This is a genomic window from Aliiroseovarius sp. F47248L (assembly GCF_023016085.1).
Taxonomy (GTDB): domain Bacteria; phylum Pseudomonadota; class Alphaproteobacteria; order Rhodobacterales; family Rhodobacteraceae; genus Aliiroseovarius.
Window position 1 is genome coordinate 1 of the sequence record NZ_JALKBF010000002.1, and the last position, 17,606, is coordinate 17,606.

General features: G+C 61.0%; 20 protein-coding genes. 14 read left to right on the forward strand and 6 right to left on the reverse strand.

From position 1 onward, the window contains the following. Positions 1–239 precede the first annotated feature (239 nt). The 12 genes from MWU51_RS15390 (at position 240) to MWU51_RS15445 (ending at position 12,220) form a co-directional block, all read left to right on the forward strand. Positions 240–1,916 carry a cytochrome D1 domain-containing protein gene (locus MWU51_RS15390; RefSeq protein ID WP_247038920.1) on the forward strand — a complete coding sequence of 559 codons (1,677 nt, stop codon included), beginning with the start codon at positions 240–242 and terminating at the stop codon, positions 1,914–1,916. A gap of 106 nt (positions 1,917–2,022) precedes the next feature. Then, positions 2,023–3,849: a NapC/NirT family cytochrome c gene (locus MWU51_RS15395; protein ID WP_247038922.1), complete on the forward strand. Its 1,827-nt coding sequence runs from the start codon at positions 2,023–2,025 to the stop codon at positions 3,847–3,849. Positions 3,850–3,916: 67 nt separating this feature from the next. Further along, positions 3,917–4,336, forward strand: a complete 420-nt coding sequence (locus MWU51_RS15400; protein WP_247038924.1) for a plastocyanin/azurin family copper-binding protein — start codon at positions 3,917–3,919, stop codon at positions 4,334–4,336. A gap of 233 nt (positions 4,337–4,569) precedes the next feature. Then, positions 4,570–5,334: a uroporphyrinogen-III C-methyltransferase gene (cobA, locus tag MWU51_RS15405; RefSeq protein WP_247038927.1), complete on the forward strand. Its 765-nt coding sequence runs from the start codon at positions 4,570–4,572 to the stop codon at positions 5,332–5,334. Further along, complete coding sequence (locus MWU51_RS15410; RefSeq protein WP_247038929.1) at positions 5,327–5,632, forward strand: cytochrome c; 306 nt, start codon at positions 5,327–5,329, stop codon at positions 5,630–5,632. Before cobA ends, MWU51_RS15410 begins: the two co-directional genes overlap by 8 nt. Continuing rightward, positions 5,629–6,780 carry a cytochrome D1 domain-containing protein gene (locus MWU51_RS15415; protein WP_247038931.1) on the forward strand — a complete coding sequence of 384 codons (1,152 nt, stop codon included), beginning with the start codon at positions 5,629–5,631 and terminating at the stop codon, positions 6,778–6,780. The genes MWU51_RS15410 and MWU51_RS15415 overlap by 4 nt, the downstream gene beginning before the upstream one ends. Positions 6,781–6,783: 3 nt before the next feature. Then, complete coding sequence (locus tag MWU51_RS15420) at positions 6,784–7,782, forward strand: Lrp/AsnC family transcriptional regulator (protein WP_247038933.1); 999 nt, start codon at positions 6,784–6,786, stop codon at positions 7,780–7,782. Further along, complete coding sequence (locus MWU51_RS15425) at positions 7,779–8,231, forward strand: AsnC family transcriptional regulator (protein WP_247038935.1); 453 nt, start codon at positions 7,779–7,781, stop codon at positions 8,229–8,231. The genes MWU51_RS15420 and MWU51_RS15425 overlap by 4 nt, the downstream gene beginning before the upstream one ends. Beyond that, positions 8,228–8,716, forward strand: coding sequence for an AsnC family transcriptional regulator (locus tag MWU51_RS15430; RefSeq protein WP_247038937.1), 489 nt, complete (start codon positions 8,228–8,230; stop codon positions 8,714–8,716). Before MWU51_RS15425 ends, MWU51_RS15430 begins: the two co-directional genes overlap by 4 nt. A 1-nt stretch (position 8,717) precedes the next feature. Next, the gene (nirJ, locus tag MWU51_RS15435; protein WP_247038939.1) at positions 8,718–9,932 is read left to right on the forward strand and encodes a heme d1 biosynthesis radical SAM protein NirJ; all 1,215 of its coding nucleotides are present in this window, start codon (positions 8,718–8,720) and stop codon (positions 9,930–9,932) included. Then, positions 9,907–11,469, forward strand: coding sequence for a nitrite reductase (locus MWU51_RS15440; RefSeq protein ID WP_247038941.1), 1,563 nt, complete (start codon positions 9,907–9,909; stop codon positions 11,467–11,469). The genes nirJ and MWU51_RS15440 overlap by 26 nt, the downstream gene beginning before the upstream one ends. Positions 11,470–11,500: 31 nt before the next feature. Then, positions 11,501–12,220 (forward strand): CbiX/SirB N-terminal domain-containing protein, encoded by a 720-nt coding sequence (locus MWU51_RS15445; protein WP_247038943.1) that lies wholly within the window; start codon positions 11,501–11,503, stop codon positions 12,218–12,220. Between the two features lie 3 nt (positions 12,221–12,223). Here MWU51_RS15445 and MWU51_RS15450 read toward each other — a convergent pair whose 3' ends face one another. The 5 genes from MWU51_RS15450 to MWU51_RS15470 are packed head-to-tail and all read right to left on the reverse strand — an operon-like array spanning position 12,224 to position 15,300. After that, entirely contained in the window at positions 12,224–12,727 is a 504-nt protein-coding gene (locus MWU51_RS15450) for a DUF2478 domain-containing protein (RefSeq protein WP_247038945.1), read from the reverse strand. Next, positions 12,724–13,635 carry a U32 family peptidase gene (locus MWU51_RS15455; RefSeq protein WP_247038947.1) on the reverse strand — a complete coding sequence of 304 codons (912 nt, stop codon included), beginning with the start codon at positions 13,633–13,635 and terminating at the stop codon, positions 12,724–12,726. The genes MWU51_RS15450 and MWU51_RS15455 overlap by 4 nt, the downstream gene beginning before the upstream one ends. A gap of 3 nt (positions 13,636–13,638) precedes the next feature. Next, a complete protein-coding gene (locus tag MWU51_RS15460; protein WP_247038949.1) occupies positions 13,639–14,616 on the reverse strand; it encodes a peptidase U32 family protein in 978 nt (325 codons plus the stop codon). Further along, entirely contained in the window at positions 14,616–15,158 is a 543-nt protein-coding gene (locus tag MWU51_RS15465; RefSeq protein ID WP_247038951.1) for an SCP2 sterol-binding domain-containing protein, read from the reverse strand. Before MWU51_RS15465 ends, MWU51_RS15460 begins: the two co-directional genes overlap by 1 nt. Continuing rightward, complete coding sequence (locus MWU51_RS15470; protein ID WP_247038952.1) at positions 15,151–15,300, reverse strand: hypothetical protein; 150 nt, start codon at positions 15,298–15,300, stop codon at positions 15,151–15,153. Before MWU51_RS15470 ends, MWU51_RS15465 begins: the two co-directional genes overlap by 8 nt. On the opposite strand from MWU51_RS15470, the gene MWU51_RS15475 reads away from it, so the two are divergent. Together MWU51_RS15475 and MWU51_RS15480 are read left to right on the forward strand one after the other, a co-directional pair. Further along, a complete protein-coding gene (locus tag MWU51_RS15475; RefSeq protein ID WP_247039303.1) occupies positions 15,299–16,801 on the forward strand; it encodes a UbiD family decarboxylase in 1,503 nt (500 codons plus the stop codon). The two genes, MWU51_RS15470 and MWU51_RS15475, sit on opposite strands and share 2 nt — an antisense overlap. After that, positions 16,798–17,358, forward strand: a complete 561-nt coding sequence (locus tag MWU51_RS15480; RefSeq protein WP_247038954.1) for a UbiX family flavin prenyltransferase — start codon at positions 16,798–16,800, stop codon at positions 17,356–17,358. The genes MWU51_RS15475 and MWU51_RS15480 overlap by 4 nt, the downstream gene beginning before the upstream one ends. Here MWU51_RS15480 and MWU51_RS15485 read toward each other — a convergent pair. Then, complete coding sequence (locus MWU51_RS15485) at positions 17,355–17,606, reverse strand: FeoC-like transcriptional regulator (protein WP_247038957.1); 252 nt, start codon at positions 17,604–17,606, stop codon at positions 17,355–17,357. The genes MWU51_RS15480 and MWU51_RS15485 overlap by 4 nt on opposite strands.

A 17,606-nucleotide genomic window follows, 5' to 3' on the forward strand; every position in this document is an offset into this window, starting at 1 on the left:
AAACAAAAACGACTCGGACCGGTTTGGGGAGGAACAGAAAGAAACGCCGCGTTGATTGCGTGCCTCTGCGGCAGCAAACGGACCAAGTAGATCATGCGATCTTTGCTAACAGTTCATTGTTTTTCTGACACTTAACGCCATCGCTCTCTTTTTCGTGAGCTTCGTTGACATATATCAAGACGCCGGTGACCCGGAACCTCCATCTTCTTCCTGCCTCACCAAGCAAACGGAGAGTGATCATGTCACTTGGAACCACCCAAAAGAAAATCCGCAGTTCGCTAGGGATCGGCTTTGCCATGATGCTCAGCAGCGTTGCAATGCCGGCTTTTGCACAAGAGCCGACATTGAGCGATGAAGCATTTGAAGCTTCCAAGCAACTTTATTTTGAACAATGCGCCGGTTGTCACGGCGTGCTTCGCAAAGGCGCGACAGGTAAAAACCTGGAGCCTCATTGGAAGAACACCGCAGCCGACGGCACAGTGACCGAAGGCGGCACACTGAGCTTGGGGCAGGAACGCCTTGAGAAAATTATCCAGTGGGGCACCGAAGGCGGGATGAACAACTTCTCGGACATCATGACCGAGGAGCAGATCAAAGACATGGCGACCTACATCATGATGGATCCGCCAAAACCGCCAGAAATGTCGCTGGCTCAGATGAAAGAGACCCGCAAGGTCTATGTCGAGGAAGCCGACTACCCGACCGAGCCGCTGCATGGCCGCAACTGGGAAAACTTCTTCGTCGTCATCGAACGTGACGCCGGTAAAGTTGCCATCGTTGACGGTGACACCAAAGAGGTGCTGACACACATCCCGACCGGCTATGCCGTGCACGTGATCAAAGCGTCAGAGCACCACAAGATCACCGAACCCGAACAGCCCGGCCGCTTCTGGTACACGATGGGCCGCGACGGCAAGATGACCAAGATCGACCTGTGGCAAACACCGGACAAGATGTTGGTTTCCGAAGTCAAAGTTGCCTATGACGCACGTGACGTTGCCGTATCCGGCGATGGTAAATACGTCATCGGTGGCGGCTACTGGCCTCCGCACTTCGTGATCGCGGATGCTGTGACCATGGAACCGCTGAAGGTCGTTTCGACCCGCGGCGTGAACGTGGACGGCGACTATGTGGAAGAAGCCCGTGTGGCAGCCATCTACACCACTCCCAATGAAACCAGCTGGCTGGTTGCAGTGAAGGAACTGGGGCAGATGTGGCAGGTTGACTATTCCGACCTGGAAAACCTGCGGATCGACAAGATCGACTCGGCCAAGTTCCTGCACGATGGGTTCTTTGATCCGACCGGTCGCTACTTCCAGATCGCGGCGAACGCCTCGAACAAGATGGTTGTTGTCGACACCAAGGAACGTAAGCTGGAAGCCATGATCGACGTTGCCGCCCTGCCGCACCCCGGCCCCGGCGCCAACTGGATCGACCCGAACTGTGGCCCGGTTGCTGGCACCACCCACCTTGGTATCGGCACTGTGACGGTCTGGGGCAACGACCCAGAAGGCCGCCCGGATGAGGCTTGGAAAACCTGCTACGAAGTTGAAACTGACGGCGCCGGCCTGTTTGTCCGGACCCACCCGAACTCCAAGTATGTTTGGGCGGATCAGACAAAACACCCTGAGCCTGAAATTCAGCAATCCGTTCAAGTTATCTCGAAAGAGACTGGTGAAATCGTGAAAACGATCCAGCTGACAGAACAAGAAGGTCACGCAGCTGTGCACTTCGAATTCAACGCAGACGGCACCGAAGTTTGGGTGTCGAACTGGAACCTGGCAGACTCGCTTGAGCCGAACGGTGAGATCGTGATCTACGACGCCGAAACGCTGGAAGAAAAAGCCCGCGTGAAGGGACTGTTTGCCCCGACCGGCAAGTTCAACGTCTACAACCGTTCGAACCACGTCACCTAAGGGTGATCTGACACGAAACCCAAGGGGGCGGGCACAGCGCCCGCCCCTTTTCGGATAAGCCTGGTCTGAACACGGACCAAACACGAAGCCAGAACGGAGCCTGGACATGTCCCAGACCAAAGGTAGCGACCCTAAACAGCCAATCTGGCGGCGATATTTCCTGTGGGGAATGCCGCTTGCCGGAATCGCTGGCGTCTTTGTCGCCGGCATTATCTTCTGGGGTGGTTTCAACACCGCCATGGAAGCCACGAACACCAAGGATTTCTGCATCTCGTGTCACGAGATGGAGGATTTCGTCTATCAAGAATACAAGGGCACGATCCACGATGTGAACCGCTCGGGCGTCGGCGCGGTCTGCTCGGATTGTCACGTTCCGAAGGACTGGACCCACAAGATGATCCGTAAGGTCAAAGCCTCGAAAGAGCTTTGGGGCAAGCTAGTCGGAACCATCAACACAGAAGAGAAGTTTGAAGCCAAGCGTCTGCATCTGGCGATGAACGAATGGGAACGGATGAAGAATTCGGACAGTCGCGAATGCCGCAACTGTCACAATTTCCAGTCCATGATGCCTGAATTTCAAGCTCCCCGCGCCCGCCAACAGCACTTGAACGCGATGGAAACCGGTCAGACCTGTATCGACTGCCACAAAGGCATCGCGCACTCGGACCTGCGTGACCGCGCGGACGAGGAATATCTGGAAGCGCTGGAAGCGCCGAACCCGAAATTCATCCGTGAAGTCCCTCAGGCCTATCTGGATAGCCTTGCCCGCATTGAAGCCCAGGAAGCCGAAGAAGACGCAGCCCGAAAAGCTGAATCTGAGGCGGCTCAGGCCCGTGTGCTGGCGGCGGTTGAAGCTGCTCGCGCTGACGAACGCGCCAAGCTTGAAGCCAAAATGGCTGGCACTGCGACGGAAGCGCCAGCCGGTGGTGACGCTGGTGGTGCAAGCGCCGGTGGCACAGTTGGTGCCAATGTCGATTGGGACGCTGTCGCCTCGACTGATATGACGCTGTTCTATCCGGGCCAAGCTTCGTTCGAATGGGTGCAAAACGGCAAGACCCACGGCGGCGCACGTCCGCTGACCAAGGGTGGCGACGCTTGCTCGACCTGCCACGCGAAAGAACTGGAAGCCATTGGCGACAAGATCGTCGCTGGCGGTGGCGGTAAGAACGACGAGCTGGAACCGACCCCGATCCCCGGCAAGCGCGGTACGATCGCAGCGACTTTGAAGGCGGCACATGACGATGAAAACGTCTATTTCCGCCTGCAATGGATGGATGCCGGTCACAATCCCGCGCCCTTCGTGGACGGCGGCAAGATGGACCCGGACAACCAGATCAAGGTTGGCATGATGATCACCGGCACAGGGATCGAAATGGGTGAGCAAGTGGGCTGCTGGGCAACCTGCCACGCCGACAACACCTATATGCCGTTTGATCCGGGTGCTGAAGCGATTGCCGCCAGCGGTGACATCGCGACCCAGCTTCAGGCCGACAAGACAATCACCAAATATCTGGCCGAAAGCCGCACGGATATCGAGCTGAAAGGCCGTGGCGACAAGCCGTTGGGTGGTTGGGACAAGGTGAAGGATCAGGCCGAGATCGACCAACTTCTGGCCGACGGCACCTTTATGGATCTGATGCGGGTCTATGCAGATGGCACAGCTGAAAACGGCTATCTTCTGCAGAACCGGACGGTGAATGAAGGTGAAATGGCCGCCGAAGCCAATCTGGGCGCCGACGGCACCTGGACGGTGACCTTCTCGCGGCCGTTGACCGGGGGCGAGGGCGATGTCGCGCTGGAAGCAGGCAAGACCTATACGGTCGGCTTCGCGATCCACGACGACTTCACGGCGGCGCGTTTCCACCACGTGACGCTGAACACCAGCCTTGCTCTGGACAATCCAGAAGCCACGATTAACGTGGTCAAGCAATAAAGAACTGCGCTGCGGCTGCCTCAACCAGCCGCAGCGCCCTTTATCCGAGGTTCAGAAAGGAACGCAGATGAAACGCATACTCGCCGCCTTCGCCCTGTCCTCATCCGCTGTGCTTTGCACGGCTTTTCCCGTTTTGGCCGAGGATGACAAGACCGCCGCCATCTGCGCCGAAGCCGAAGAACGTTATGTCGAACTGTTCGGCGCCCCCTCGTCAGAGGCCGAAGGCGTCACCATCGTCAAGATGTACAAGTATAACTTCTGCCCCGGCGAACTGACCGTGCCCGTCGGCACAACCGTCCGCTGGGTCAATGTCGACAAGCGCACCAGTCACAGTGTGATTCTGCCGGACGAGCCCGAAAGCGACCGTGCCTTCCCTGAAGAAAGTGTCGAATTTACCTTTCTGACCACCGGCGATCAGGAATATCTTTGCGGCCCACACTGGGAAACGCAAAAAATGATCGGAATGATCACTGTAATCGAAGAGTAATCGGATCAAACGATTGATTATCTTATATTTTTCTTGAACTTAAAAAGTGTGCAGTTAATTGGTTGCGCCTTAACTTAGATCAAGGAAGCAGATCGCCGGGCGGGCGATTTTAACTTCACAAACCGGCCCAAGCCTCACCCGCTGGCGATGTCTGTCTTCTGGCGCATGTTCGATGCTGTCACGCTCCTCGGGTATCTGGCTTTCAGCCATCCTAAGGACGAGCGAGACACGATATGACCGGCAAAGTTTACCTGATCGGCGCAGGCCCCGGAGACCCGGAGCTGATGACCCTGAAAGCCATCCGTATGCTGAAAGAGGCGGACGTGGTGGTCTATGACCGGCTGGTGTCGGATGACATCATCGCGATGGCCCCGCCGGATGCACAAATGATCTTTGTCGGCAAGGCCTCGAAATGTCATACTGTGCCGCAAAACCGGATCAACGAAATACTGGTCGAAAAGGCCCGTGCTGGATTAACGGTCGCCCGGCTGAAAGGTGGCGACCCCTTGATATTCGGACGCGGCTCGGAAGAAACCGCTTATGCCGTCTCGCAAGGGGTCGAAGTCGAATATGCTCCCGGCATCACCGCCGCACAGGGGGCTGCCAGTGTAACCGGCGTGCCGCTGACCCACCGTGGTCTGGCCACAGGCGTACAATATGTAACCGGCCACCGGCAGGCAGATGGCGTTCTGGATCTTGACTGGAAATGTCTGGCGAACCCCGACACCACGCTTGTCGTCTATATGGGCGTGGCCAATATCGGCCAGATCGCCGTGGGCCTGATGACCGAAGGCTTGCCGGGCAATACGCCTGTCATGGCGATCTCGCGTGCTTCAACACCTGACGAGGCGCGCATGGTGTCTACACTTGATCACGTCGCGCAAGACGCTCGCCGCGCCGGGTTGAAGCCCCCCACCTTGTTCATCATCGGCAAAGTCGTGTCGCTTTACGATGCGGCCCAGTTCGACCCCGCACAAGAGATTGCGGCCCATGCGTAACCTTCTGGCCCTTCTGCTTCTGACTGGCACCGCCCATGCGGGTGAACCCGGCTTGGACCCGACGGCGTTGACTCGTCTGGTGCATCAGGATTGCGGATCGTGTCACGGACTGACCCTGAAAGGCGGGCTTGGCCCGGACATCCGCCCCGAAACCATCGAACATTACGACGCCGACGTGCTGCAATCTGTCATCCTTGATGGCATCCCCGACACAGCCATGCCCCCCTGGCGCGCCCTGATTTCCGAGGCCGAAGCGGCCTGGATCGCTGACTATCTGCTGAAAGGCGACACCCAATGAAATCCCTCATTTCCGCGCTTGCCCTTGCCGCCACCCTTGGCACGGCCGCGCTTGCCGACACGATTGCAACTGGCGATCTGGGTCTGGTGATTGAACGGGCCAAAGGCTCGGTCCTCTTGGTCGACCAATCCGACCGCGCCTCCATTGCCCGGATCGAAGGCTTGGGCGATCTGTCCCATGCCTCGATCATCTATTCGCCGGATGAACGCTTCGCCTATGTGTTTGGCCGCGATGGCGGGCTGACCAAGGTGGACATTGTCGAACGCAAGATCGCCAATCGTGTCGTGCAGGGCGGCAATTCCATCGGCGGGGCGATTTCTGATGATGGCAAGCTGGTCGCGGTGGCGAACTATGAACCCGGCGGCGTGCGTATTTTTGACGCCGACACGCTGGAACTGGTCGCCGACATTCCGACAGACTCGAAAACCATCGGGCTGGTGGACGTTCCCGGTCGTCGCTTCGTGTTCACCATGTGGGACACGGGCGAGACATGGATTGCCGATATGTCAAACGGCCCCGAGCCCGAGATCACCAAGATCACCGACATGGGCAAAAACCCCTATGACGCGCTGGTCACCGGCAATGGTCGCACATACATCACCGGCCTCTTTGGCGAAGACGGGCTGACCGCGCTGGACCTGTGGGAGGATGATCCCAAACCCATCCGCGTCATGCCCAACTATGGCCGCGGACAGGAAGAAATGCCGGTTTACAAGATGCCCCACCTTGAAGGCTGGGCGCTGACAGGATCGGAATTCGTGCTGCCCGCCGTGGGCCACCACGAAGTGCTGTGGGTCGATGCCCAAACGCTGGAAGAAACCGGGCGCACCAAGACCTATTCCCAACCCGTTTTCGCCATGGCACGCCCTGACGGTCGTCAGGTCTGGGTTAACTTCGCCCACCCGATGAACGACACCATTCAGGTGATCGACACGGTGACGAAAGAGGTGATCCACCAATTCAAACCCGGCCCCGCCGTGCTGCACATGGAATTCACTCCGCGCGGCCACGAAATCTGGGTCAGCGTGCGCGACGAGAACAAGGTGAAAATCTATGACACGCACAGTTTCGAACTGCTGCGCGAAATAGACGCCGACAGCCCGTCAGGCATTTTCTTCACCGCCCGCGCACACCGGTTGGGGCTGTAGGCGATGAAGGATATCTCCAACCCCATCGACCGTGCCCTGCTGGACGACTGGCAACGCGACTTCCCCGTGGTGCCCCGCCCTTTCGCCGAACTGGCGCACGCGGCAGGCACCACCGAGGATGACGTGCTAAGCCGCCTGTCCGATATGCAGGAAAACGGCACCATCACGCGGGTTGGCGCGACCTGTGCGCCGAACACTCTGTCAGCCTCCACGCTGGCCGCCGTCGCCGCCCCCGAGGATCGCATCGAAGAGGTCGCGGCGATCATCAACGAAGACCCCGGCGTGAACCATTCCTACGAGCGTGAGGACGAATGGAACATCTGGTTCGTCGCCACCGGGCCGGACCGCGACGCGGTGAATGCCTCGCTTGAACGGATATCGGATCGTACGGGGCTGCGCGTGTTGGATTTGCGCCTGATGCAGCCCTTTAACATCGACCTTGGCTTCAAGATGGGCGGCAGCGATACGCCCGTGATGCACGCCGCACCCCGCGCCTTGGATATGTCCGCCATTCGCGAGGGCGACAAAGACCTGATGAATATCCTGACCAAAGGAATGCCCCTGGTCGCAGCACCTTATGCCGCGATTGGCGACCAACTTGGCCGCTCGGAAGCCGAGGTTCTGGCCCGCGTCACTGCCTTGATCAAGGCTGGTCTTTTGTCGCGCCTTGGCGTCATCGTGCGCCACCGCAAGCTGGGCTGGAAATCAAACGCAATGGTTGTCTGGAAGGTGCCGGAGGGCCGCATTTACGAGGCTGGCACCCAACTGGCTGCCCTGCCCGGCGTCACACTGTGTTACGAACGCCGCCCGGTCGCCGATGTCTGGCCTTATCGCCTCTATTGCATGATACACGCCCAATCGCGCGAGGCCGCGATGGCAGTTCTGGAAAACGCCCGCACCCTGCCCGCGCTGGAAAACATCGAGCACAAAGTGCTGTTCTCCACCCGTTGCTTCCGCCAGACCGGCGCGATGATCGCGAAAGAAAAGGAGGCCGCAGAATGACCGCCCTTGACGATATCGACCGCGCGCTGGTCAACGCCCTGCAAGACGACCTGCCGCTGGACCACCGCCCCTTCGCACCCCTGGCCGAAAAACTTGGCCTGACGGAAGAGGCGCTTTTGGACCGTGTCCGCGCCTTGCGCGCATCCGGCGTTCTGACCCGCTTCGGCCCGTTCTTTGACGCGGCCGCCATGGGCGGGGCGTTCTGCCTGTGCGCGATGGAAGTGCCGGCGGATCGGTTTGACGAGGTCAACGACAAGGTCAACGCCCACCCTGAAGTGGCGCACAATTACGAACGCTCGCACAAGCTGAACATGTGGTTCGTGCTGGCCTGCGAAACACCCGAAGGCATCGCCAAAATTGCCGCCCGGATCGAGGATGAGACCGGCCTTAAAGTCCTGCAATTCCCGAAACTTCAGGAATTTTACATCGGCTTCAGGGTGGCAGCATGAGCATTGACGCAACAGACCGCGCCATCATCGAAGCGCTGCAATCCGGCCTGCCGCTGGTCCCTGCCCCCTACGCCGAAGTGGCCAAGAAGCTGGGGCTTGAGGAATCCGATCTAACCACGCGCCTCGCCGCGATGAAGGAAAGCGGCGTCATCCGCCGCATCGCCGCCGCCCCCAACCACTACAAACTGGGCATGATCGCCAATGGCATGACGGTTTGGGATGTTGACGACGCGGTGCTGGCCGAAGTCGGCCCGAAAGTCGGCGCGCTTCCCTTCGTCACCCACAGCTATGAACGTCCGCGCGCCCTGCCCGACTGGCCTTATAACCTGTTCGCCATGGTCCACGGATCATCGCGCGAAGAGGTTGAGGAAAAGCGCCAACAGATCGTCGACCTTCTGGGCGATGCGCTGCGCAGCTCTGACACGCTCTACTCCACTCGCATTCTGAAAAAGACGGGGCTTCGGCTTCGCAAGAAAGGGGGCTGATATGTTCCGCCTGACCGAATACATGCACCAACTCGCCAAACCCACGCCCGTGCGCCAGCGCCGGGGTGACGGGATGGTGAAACCGGTGGTGATCTGGAACCTGACGCGCCGCTGCAACCTGAAATGTCGCCACTGTTACACCGTGTCGGCCGACGTAAATTTCCCCGGCGAATTGTCCGAGGCGCAGGCTATGGACACGTTGGAAGATCTGGGCCAGTTCAAAGTCCCCGCGATCATCCTGTCGGGCGGCGAGCCGCTGGACAGCCCCTATCTGTTCCCGTTGGCTAAACGCGCTCGGAAACTCACACGCGTGCTGGCCTTGTCGACCAACGGTACCAAAATTCACGGTGAGGTTGCCGATCAGGTGGCTGACATTGGGTTCAACTATGTCGGCATCTCGATCGACGGGATTGGCGAAACGAACGACTGGTTCCGTGGCGTCGATGGCGCCTTTGACGACGCCGTGCGCGGAGTTCGCGAGCTGAAAAAGCGCGACGTGCGCGTGGGCCTGCGTTTCTGCCTGACCGAAGGCACGCAGCACCATTTGCCCGACCTTCTGAAGCTGTGCGATGATGAAGGGGTCGACAAATTCTATCTGTCCCACCTTGTCTATGCCGGTCGCGGCGATAAAAACCGGGGCGAGGATGCACACCACCTGATGACCCGCAAGGGCATGGATCTGCTGATCGACCGCGCGTGGGAAAGCGCGTCGGGCGGGCGGCAGTTGGACATTGTCACCGGCAACAATGACGCCGATGCGGGCTATTTCCTGCAATGGGCGGCCGAGAATTTCGACACCGAAAAAGTCGCCCATCTGCGCGAGCATCTTGTGGCTTGGGGCGGCAACTCATCCGGTATGGGCGTCGCCAATATCGACTTTCTGGGCAAGGTTCACCCCGACACCTATTGGTCCGACTACACCGTCGGCAACGTGAAAGACACGCCGTTTTCCGAGCTGTGGACCGGTGATGACCCGATGCTCGCCACGCTACGCACCCGCCCGCGCCCGCTTAAGGGCCGCTGCGGCGCTTGCGCGATCCAGGATGTCTGCGGCGGCAACACCCGCATCCGCGCGTTGCAGGTGACGGGCGATCCGTGGGCCGAAGATCCGGCCTGCTATCTGACGAATGACGAAATTGGCGTGACCGATGCCGACCGGCTTGAAGTCACCCCCTTCCGAGGCAAAAGCAATGATCCGAAACACCAGTTTTTCTAAAGCCCTGACGCTGGTCGCAGCCCTGACCGCCCTGCCCATCGCGGCAAGCGCCGACCCAGTGGCGGATTATCAGGAACACTGCGCCGAATGCCACGCCGAGAACCGTCTTGGCGCGCAAGGCCCGGCCTTGATTCCCGAAACGCTGGCCCGGATGCGCGGCCCGAAGATCGCCGAGGTCATCCGCGATGGCCGTGTCACCACCCAGATGCCCGCCTATGGCGAGGAATTGTCGGAAGAACAGATCGCGGCGCTCGCCGACTATCTGAAAACACCGCTCGACACCATTCCGCCATGGAATGAGCCTGAGATCACGGCCAGCCGCGTAATGGACGAAGACTATGCGCCCGTTGACGCGCCCGTCTGGCCGTCCGACCCGATGAACGTCACGCTGGCGGTGGAAACCGGCGATCACCACGTGTCCGTTCTTGATGGTGATACGTTCGAGGTGCTGGATCGGTTCGAAACCCCCTTCGCCGTCCATGGCGGCCCGAAATTTACCCCTGACGGCAAGTTCGTCTTCATCATGTCGCGGGACGGCTGGGTGCAGAAATACGACATCTATGCGCTGAAACAGGTGGGCCGCGTGCGCGCTGGCCTGAACAGCCGCAACATCGCCATGTCTGGCGATGGCAAGTGGCTGGCGGTCGCGAACTATCTGCCCAACACGCTGACCATCCTGTCCACTGATGACCTGTCAGTCGCCGAAGTGCATCAAGTCGTCGGCAAGGACGGCACGCCCAGCCGGGTGTCCGCCGTCTATCAAGCCCCGCCGCGTGACAGCTTTGTGCTGGCGCTGAAGGACGTGCCGGAAATCTGGGAAGTTTCTTACAGCAAGAACCCGGATTTGGGCATTTATGCCGCCGGGTTCACTCATGATTGGCGCATCGAAGGCCCGACCAAACAAGACACGCCATTCCCGATCCGCAAGATCACCACGCCCGACTATCTGGACGATTTCTTCTTCGATCAGAAATACGAGCACATCATGGGCGCGTCGCGCAAAGGCGAAGATGGCTTGGTCATCGACCTTGTGATTGGTCAGAAAGTGGCCGATCTGGACTTGCCGGGTATGCCGCACCTCGGGTCGGGAATTACGTGGGATTGGAACGATACAAAGGTCATGGCCACCCCGCACCTGAAAGAAGGTGTGGTGTCGGTGATCGACATGAACAGCTGGAAAACGGTCAAGCGGATCACCACCGAGGGCCCCGGTTTCTTCATGCGCAGTCACAAGAGCTCTCCTTACGTCTGGGCCGATGTGTTTTTTGGCCCGAATAAGGACAAGATGCATATCATCGACAAGAAAACGCTCGAAATCGTGAAGACCCTGCAACCCGTGCCCGGTGCCACCGTGGCGCATGTCGAGTTTACCAAGGATGGCAGCCATGCGCTGGTGTCTGTCTGGGAAGACGAAGGGGAAGTTCTGATCTATGATGCCAAGACGCTTGAGATCGTGAAACGCTTGCCGATGCGCAAACCTTCAGGCAAATACAACATCTGGAACAAGATCACCTTCGAAGAAGGCACGAGCCACTAAACCCGCGCCAGCTTTCATAAGGAGCCAGCCATTGGACCATATCGACGCCCTGATCGTCTCGCACGGCCAACCCTCGTCGCCCGATCCGGCCGAAGCCGCGTTGGCCGCTTATGTCGCGCAGGTGCAAGTCCATGTGCCAGACTTGCGGCTGGGATCGGCCACGCTGGCCAAACCCGGCAGCCTTGACGCACTGCTTGAACGCATGGCCCCCGGTGCGGTGATCTATCCGCTGTTCATGTCCGATGGCTGGTTCGTGCGCACCTGTCTTGCGGGGCGTGTGGGCGACGCGCCTTTTGCGGTGATGACGCCATTTGGCATGGACCCGGACCTGCCGGATCTGGCCGCCTCTGGCCTGCGGGCCGAAGGCTGGGCCGATGGCGATCCGCTGCTGCTGGTCGCGCATGGGTCGGGCAGCGGACGCCCCGCGCCTGAACGCGCGACGGATGATTTCGCCAAAGCTCTGGCCACCGCGCTTGGCGGCGCGAACATATCGGTCGGGTTTCTGGAACAATCCCCCACCATTCCCGAGGTCGCAAAAGGCTTGCCGGACAATGTCCTGTGCCTGCCCTTCTTCGCGATGGAGGGCGACCACGTACGCGAAGACGTGCACGAGGAACTGGGTGAGTGCGCCTTCAAAGGCCGCGTTTTGCCAGTCATCAGCCAATTGCCCGGCGTCGATGCGATGGTCGCCCGCGCCATCAAGGCGAAACTGGCCGAAGGAAGCGCCGCACAGCAAGCGGCGTCGGCCTAACGCCTAGCCGCGCACCCATGTCAGGATTGCGTCGGGATTGGCAGGCAGAGTTTCTACCATGTCGCCAACAAATTCGGCAAAACCCTTGCGGCTGCCCTCGCCCGCGCTTAGGCCCACCAAAACCGGGATGTCTTTTTCAAGCGCGGTGGCGATGGCGGCGCGAAAGCCGCGGCCTTCGGCCTCTTCCGGGCCAAATTTGTTCAGGATGAAGGCGTCAGCGTCCAGGCTGCTGGCCTGATCCACGGCGGCCACGGCTTGGGCAATCGCTTCGGGGTTCAGACGGCACCCATCCGACCCTTCGCCCAGCGATTGGGTGATGCGGATGGTGCGATTGTCCGCCAGAACACGCACATCCATGTCGCAATGGTGCGAGCCTTCGGGCATGTCCTGCAAAACCTTGACGATGCCGTTCAGCACGAAGCCCTCGGCTTCAAGGGTGGCGGCGGCCTCGGAAATCAGGCGGTCGGTTTCACCCCGGCCTTCTGCGGTGATGCAAGCGATCCTCATGCAGGCTCTCCTTCTTTGGTACGCGACCAGTCCGCGCCGCGCGCGCCGGTCAAAAACCCATCCGACAGACGCATGCCGCCCGACAGGGTTTCCAATTCAGCCGACAATGCAGCGGCGTCCAGCGTTCCGTCAATCCGGTCGCGCCACGCCTGACAAACGCGCGCAAAATTGCCGGTGTGCGGTGACAGGCGCAGGGCTTTCACGCCCGCTTTTTCCAGCACTTCCAACTGGTTGGCCATGCTGGCGCAACTGTCCGACAGGGTTTGCACGCCGTTCATTGCCAGAAACGGCTGATCCTCCAACGTGCGCACGCTCAGCCCATCGGGGTCATCTTCGCAGGCAAACTGGCAATTGTCCTTGGTGCGCTTGTGCAGCCGCGCGTGATAGCAGCGGCCGGAAATGGCGAGCGGCAGTCGCCCGTGCCCCCAGACCTCGATCGCCACACCGCGCGCAGCCCCCTCAGCGGCCAGTGCAGCAACCGATGCCAACGGCAATTCCGGCGGCAGGCAGATCCGCGTGGCCCCGCGACCCGCGAGCCACCCCAGCGTGCCTTCGTTATAGACATTCACCAAAGGCCCGACCGAAAAGGGTACGTCCTTGGGCAGATAGGCCAGCGTGGTCAGGTCGTTCACCTCGACCTCGACACCTGCATCGACCAGCTCGGCGGTCAGCTTGCGTTCGCGTTTCAACGTCACAAGGGCAAGCGAGGTCACGGCGACCTCTTTCCCCGCGTCCAGCAGCGTTTCAATCGCGCCCGGGATACGGTCTTGGTAAAACGGCAGACGTTTCGAGCACACAAGCTCGCCCAGCACGACACGCTCGACAGGGGCGGCGGCCATCTGGTCGTAAAAATCGCTCCACGCGTCTGCTTTCCAGAAGAATTGGTTGGGTCCGACGGTCAGCTGCATGGGTTATCTCCAGGTCTTCTTATAGGCGCCCGCGGTCGCGGCCTGCCCTTCGGTCAGTTGCGCCAGCATCCCCTCGGGCATCGGACGCCCGGCGGCCTGCGCCTCAACAGCGGCGCGGAAGTTGCGCACCACTTGGGCCACGTAAGACCGCGAGCGTTGCCGCCCCTCGATCTTCAAAGCCGTCACCCCGGCCTTCGCCAATTGAGGGATCAGCTTTTCAGCATTCAAACTGACCGGATCTTCGAACAGATGCCCGGTGGCGTCGCCCGCACTGAAGCAGCCCTTGCACAGCGTGGGATAAGGCGCGGGTTCATCCGCGCCGACCTTGTGAATGGTGAACCCGCCCAGCTTGGCCGACAGCGCGCCGTGATCGTCGTGGTATTCCACATGGCTTGCGGGCGAGCACACGCCGTTCATGTTGGGCGACAACCCGGTGGCATAGGATGACAGCGAACAGCGCCCTTCCGCCATCACGCACAGGCCGCCAAAGACGAACACCTCGGTCTCGACCTCGGTTTCCGCGTTGATCGCGGCAATTTCGGGCACGGACAGAACGCGCGGCAGCACGACGCGCTTCACGCCAAACTCGCTGGCATAGAAATTCAGCATATCGGCATTGGCGGCGGCGGCTTGCACCGACAGGTGCCGACGCAGGCCGGGATGGTGCTTGGCCGCGTAGGCCAGCAAGCCCAGATCGGCCAGAATCACCGCATCGACGCCGCATTTTTCCGCGTCCGCCACAGCGCGGTGCCAGATCGCCTCGGCCCCCGCGCGGGGGTATGTGTTGATCGCCACCAGCACTTTCGCGCCGTGGTCATGGGCAAATTTCACGCCTTCGCGCATTTCGTCCCGGTCGAAGTTCAGTCCGGGAAAGTTGCGCGCGTTGGTTTCATCGGCAAATCCGCAATAGACGGTGTGCGCCCCCGCTTTCACAGCCGCGCGCAGGGATGCGGGCGTGCCGGCGGGGCAAACGATTTCCATTACCACAGGGGCTCCTCCTCGTGGCGCGACAGGGCCACGCCGGTTTTGGTTTCTGCAAGCCCAATCAGGCGCTTGACCTGAGGGGCGAAGGGGCCGGACATCGCCTCGGCCTCGGCGGCGAGGTCAAGTTCAGCGTCGTCAATGGCGTTGCGCAGGGCCAGAACGGCGGCGGTGTCGCCTTCGATCACCAGATCGCGCGAGAAAAACAGCGCATCGCCATCGTAAGCCCCGTGCACCATGCCCAGAAGCCCGGACAGAGGCCCGGCGATCCGCGCGTCCCCCGCGAGCGGTTTACGCGACAGGCGCAAGCGGGGATTGCCCGCGCGGGGTTCCAGCAAAAGCGTCACCGGCAGGTCGGTCGGGTCCAGCACGAAGCGCAACGTGCCATAGTCGCCAAGCCGCTTGAACATCGACGGATGCCGCGCGGCCAAGCGCCGGGCAAACGCGCCCAACGCCAGCGCGATCGGCGTCAGGGGCAGCCCGCGCAAGGCAAAGGCCGGAAGGCGGGGAAAGACGGGCAGTTGGACTGCGTGATCATGCATGGCGCACCTCTTGAATGCGTGCAAACGGGTGTTTACGCCCGCCCTTGATAACAGCCCCGGCGCGTCGCAACTTGACCTTGGTCAATTGCCCGATCACAGCCGGGTGATAGCGGTAAACGATCAGCCAAAAGGAGCCGACCATCCGCACCCTGCCCTCCTTCCCGACCCTGCGCGCCTATCTGGATTGGGCAGCTTCGCGGGGCGATCTGACCCACCTGCCCGACCCCGTGTCGGTGCGCCACCAGATGACCGCCGTGCACCGCGCGGTGTTGGAACGTGGCGGGCCGGTTCTGCGCTTTGACACACCTGTGCTGGATGGGGGCGGCGTATCCAATGTGCCGGTCGTGGTGAACCTGTTTGGAACGCCCGAACGTGTGGCCGCTGGCCTTGGCATCACGCCAGACAAGCTGGATGATCTTGGCGCGTTTCTGGCCGCCTTGCGCGCGCCAACGCCGCCCGACGGAATGCGCGATGCGCTATCGCGTTGGCCCATGCTGAAAGCCGCGCTTGCGACCCGCCCCAAGATCATGCGCCGCGCCCCGGTGCAGGCCGAGGTTCACACGGATCCGGACCTATCAACCCTGCCGATCCAGACCCATTGGCCCGGTGACGCAGGCCCGTTGATCACATGGCCCGTTGTTCTGACCCGCCCGCATGGCGGCGATGCAGGCGACGTGAACCGCTACAACGCGGGCGTTTACCGCGCGCAGGTCATCGACCGCGACCGGATCATCATGCGCTGGCTGGCCCACCGGGGCGGCGCCGCGCATCACCGTTCTTGGGCCGCGCATAACGAACCGATGCCCGTGGCGATTGCCTTGGGCGCGGACCCGGCCACGCTTCTCTCCGCCGCCCTCCCCTTGCCTGAAACGGTCTCGGAACTGGGTTTCGCGGGCGTCTTTTCCGGCGCGCGGCCCCGCCTTGTGCCAGCCAAGACCGTCCCCCTGATGGTGCCAGCGGATGCCGAGATGGTGATCGAAGGCTGGGTCCACCCGTCTGAGACCGCGCCCGAAGGCCCGTTTGGCGACCACACCGGATACTACAATCAGGTCGATCCCTTCCCGGTGATGCAGGTCAGCGCGCTGACCCACCGCAAAGACCCGATTTACCTGTCCACCTACACCGGTCGCCCGCCGGACGAGCCCGCGATCATTGGCGAGGTGTTCAACCGCCTCGCCCTGCCCCTGATCCGCGCGCAGATCCCCGAGATTCGCGACCTGTGGCTGCCCCCCGCCGCCGCATCCTATCGCATGGCGGTGATCAGCATCGACAAGCGCTATCCGGGGCAGGCGCGTCGGGTGATGATGGCGCTTTGGGGGATGTTGCCGCAATTCAGCTATACCAAGATGATCGTCGTGGTGGATGATGACATCGACCCGCGCAATTGGGATGACATCGCTTGGGCACTAGCGACCCGGATGGACCCGTCGCGCGACGTGACGATATTGGAGAAGACGCCGATGGACTACCTCGACTTCGCCTCGCCCGAGCCGGGTCTCGCTGGCAAGATCGGCATCGACGCCACGAACAAGATCGGCGCGGAAAAAACCCGCGAATGGGGGGAAGTCATGCACACCAACCCGAAAGACGTGGCTTTCGCCGCTGACCTGTTGGCGCGACATTTGCCGGAGCTGTCCCAATGACCCGCGTCGTCCTTGGCGTCGCGGGCGCATCAGGTGCCGCGCTTGCACTGGCCACCGCGCGCCATTTGTCCGCCCTAGGGGCCGAGATCGACCTTGTGATCAGCGCCGCTGCAGAACGCACTTTACTTGAGGAATGTGGCGAGGGTGCCTTTGATCAGATCACCGCTATGGCGACCCGCTATCACGAGCGCGGCAATATCGGCGCTGCGATTGCGTCTGGCTCTGCCCCTGTTGATGGCATGATCGTCGCACCTTGTTCCATGCGCAGCTTGGCGGCGATTGCGAACGGGCTGGATGACAACCTGCTGACCCGCGCCGCCAGTGTGCAACTGAAAGAACGCCGCCCGCTGGTTCTGATGACGCGCGAGGCACCCCTGACGCTGGCCCATCTGCGCAACATGACGCAAGCCACGGAAATGGGCGCGATCATCCTGCCGCCGGTGCCAGCCTTCTACATGGTGCCCGAAAGCGTGGATCAGGTGGTGGATCAAATCGCCGCCCGCGCGGTGGATTTGCTGCGGATCGCGCCGCCGATTGCGCTGGATTGGAAGGGCTAGGCGCGGCCTGCCGCCCACTCATAGGTTTCAAACGCAGCGTTCGACGAACAACTGCCGCACCCGACCTTGATCGCGCATCCGCCGCAATTGTCGGCCACATCGACCCGCCGGATCACGCCCTTGCGCTGCCAATGGTCCAACATGCCGCGAATGGCTTCGGGTTGCATATGGAACCTGTGCGACAGATCCAGAAGGCTCGTCTGCCCATGTGTTTTCACATAGTTTCGGATGTCCAATAGAACGGCCAT

What these genes read in the sequence shown, in the direction of transcription:
- MWU51_RS15465 (WP_247038951.1), bottom strand. Translation starts at nt 15,158, where the DNA reads ATGCATGATCACGCAGTCCAACTGCCCGTCTTTCCCCGCCTTCCGGCC.
- MWU51_RS15470 (WP_247038952.1), bottom strand. Translation starts at nt 15,300, where the DNA reads ATGGTCGGCTCCTTTTGGCTGATCGTTTACCGCTATCACCCGGCTGTG.
- MWU51_RS15440 (WP_247038941.1), top strand. Translation starts at nt 9,907, where the DNA reads ATGATCCGAAACACCAGTTTTTCTAAAGCCCTGACGCTGGTCGCAGCC.
- MWU51_RS15450 (WP_247038945.1), bottom strand. Translation starts at nt 12,727, where the DNA reads ATGAGGATCGCTTGCATCACCGCAGAAGGCCGGGGTGAAACCGACCGC.
- MWU51_RS15485 (WP_247038957.1), bottom strand. Translation starts at nt 17,606, where the DNA reads ATGGCCGTTCTATTGGACATCCGAAACTATGTGAAAACACATGGGCAG.
- MWU51_RS15395 (WP_247038922.1), top strand. Translation starts at nt 2,023, where the DNA reads ATGTCCCAGACCAAAGGTAGCGACCCTAAACAGCCAATCTGGCGGCGA.
- MWU51_RS15460 (WP_247038949.1), bottom strand. Translation starts at nt 14,616, where the DNA reads ATGGAAATCGTTTGCCCCGCCGGCACGCCCGCATCCCTGCGCGCGGCT.
- MWU51_RS15455 (WP_247038947.1), bottom strand. Translation starts at nt 13,635, where the DNA reads ATGCAGCTGACCGTCGGACCCAACCAATTCTTCTGGAAAGCAGACGCG.
- nirJ (WP_247038939.1), top strand. Translation starts at nt 8,718, where the DNA reads ATGTTCCGCCTGACCGAATACATGCACCAACTCGCCAAACCCACGCCC.
- MWU51_RS15410 (WP_247038929.1), top strand. Translation starts at nt 5,327, where the DNA reads ATGCGTAACCTTCTGGCCCTTCTGCTTCTGACTGGCACCGCCCATGCG.
- MWU51_RS15425 (WP_247038935.1), top strand. Translation starts at nt 7,779, where the DNA reads ATGACCGCCCTTGACGATATCGACCGCGCGCTGGTCAACGCCCTGCAA.
- MWU51_RS15400 (WP_247038924.1), top strand. Translation starts at nt 3,917, where the DNA reads ATGAAACGCATACTCGCCGCCTTCGCCCTGTCCTCATCCGCTGTGCTT.
- MWU51_RS15415 (WP_247038931.1), top strand. Translation starts at nt 5,629, where the DNA reads ATGAAATCCCTCATTTCCGCGCTTGCCCTTGCCGCCACCCTTGGCACG.
- MWU51_RS15480 (WP_247038954.1), top strand. Translation starts at nt 16,798, where the DNA reads ATGACCCGCGTCGTCCTTGGCGTCGCGGGCGCATCAGGTGCCGCGCTT.
- MWU51_RS15420 (WP_247038933.1), top strand. Translation starts at nt 6,784, where the DNA reads ATGAAGGATATCTCCAACCCCATCGACCGTGCCCTGCTGGACGACTGG.
- MWU51_RS15390 (WP_247038920.1), top strand. Translation starts at nt 240, where the DNA reads ATGTCACTTGGAACCACCCAAAAGAAAATCCGCAGTTCGCTAGGGATC.
- cobA (WP_247038927.1), top strand. Translation starts at nt 4,570, where the DNA reads ATGACCGGCAAAGTTTACCTGATCGGCGCAGGCCCCGGAGACCCGGAG.
- MWU51_RS15430 (WP_247038937.1), top strand. Translation starts at nt 8,228, where the DNA reads ATGAGCATTGACGCAACAGACCGCGCCATCATCGAAGCGCTGCAATCC.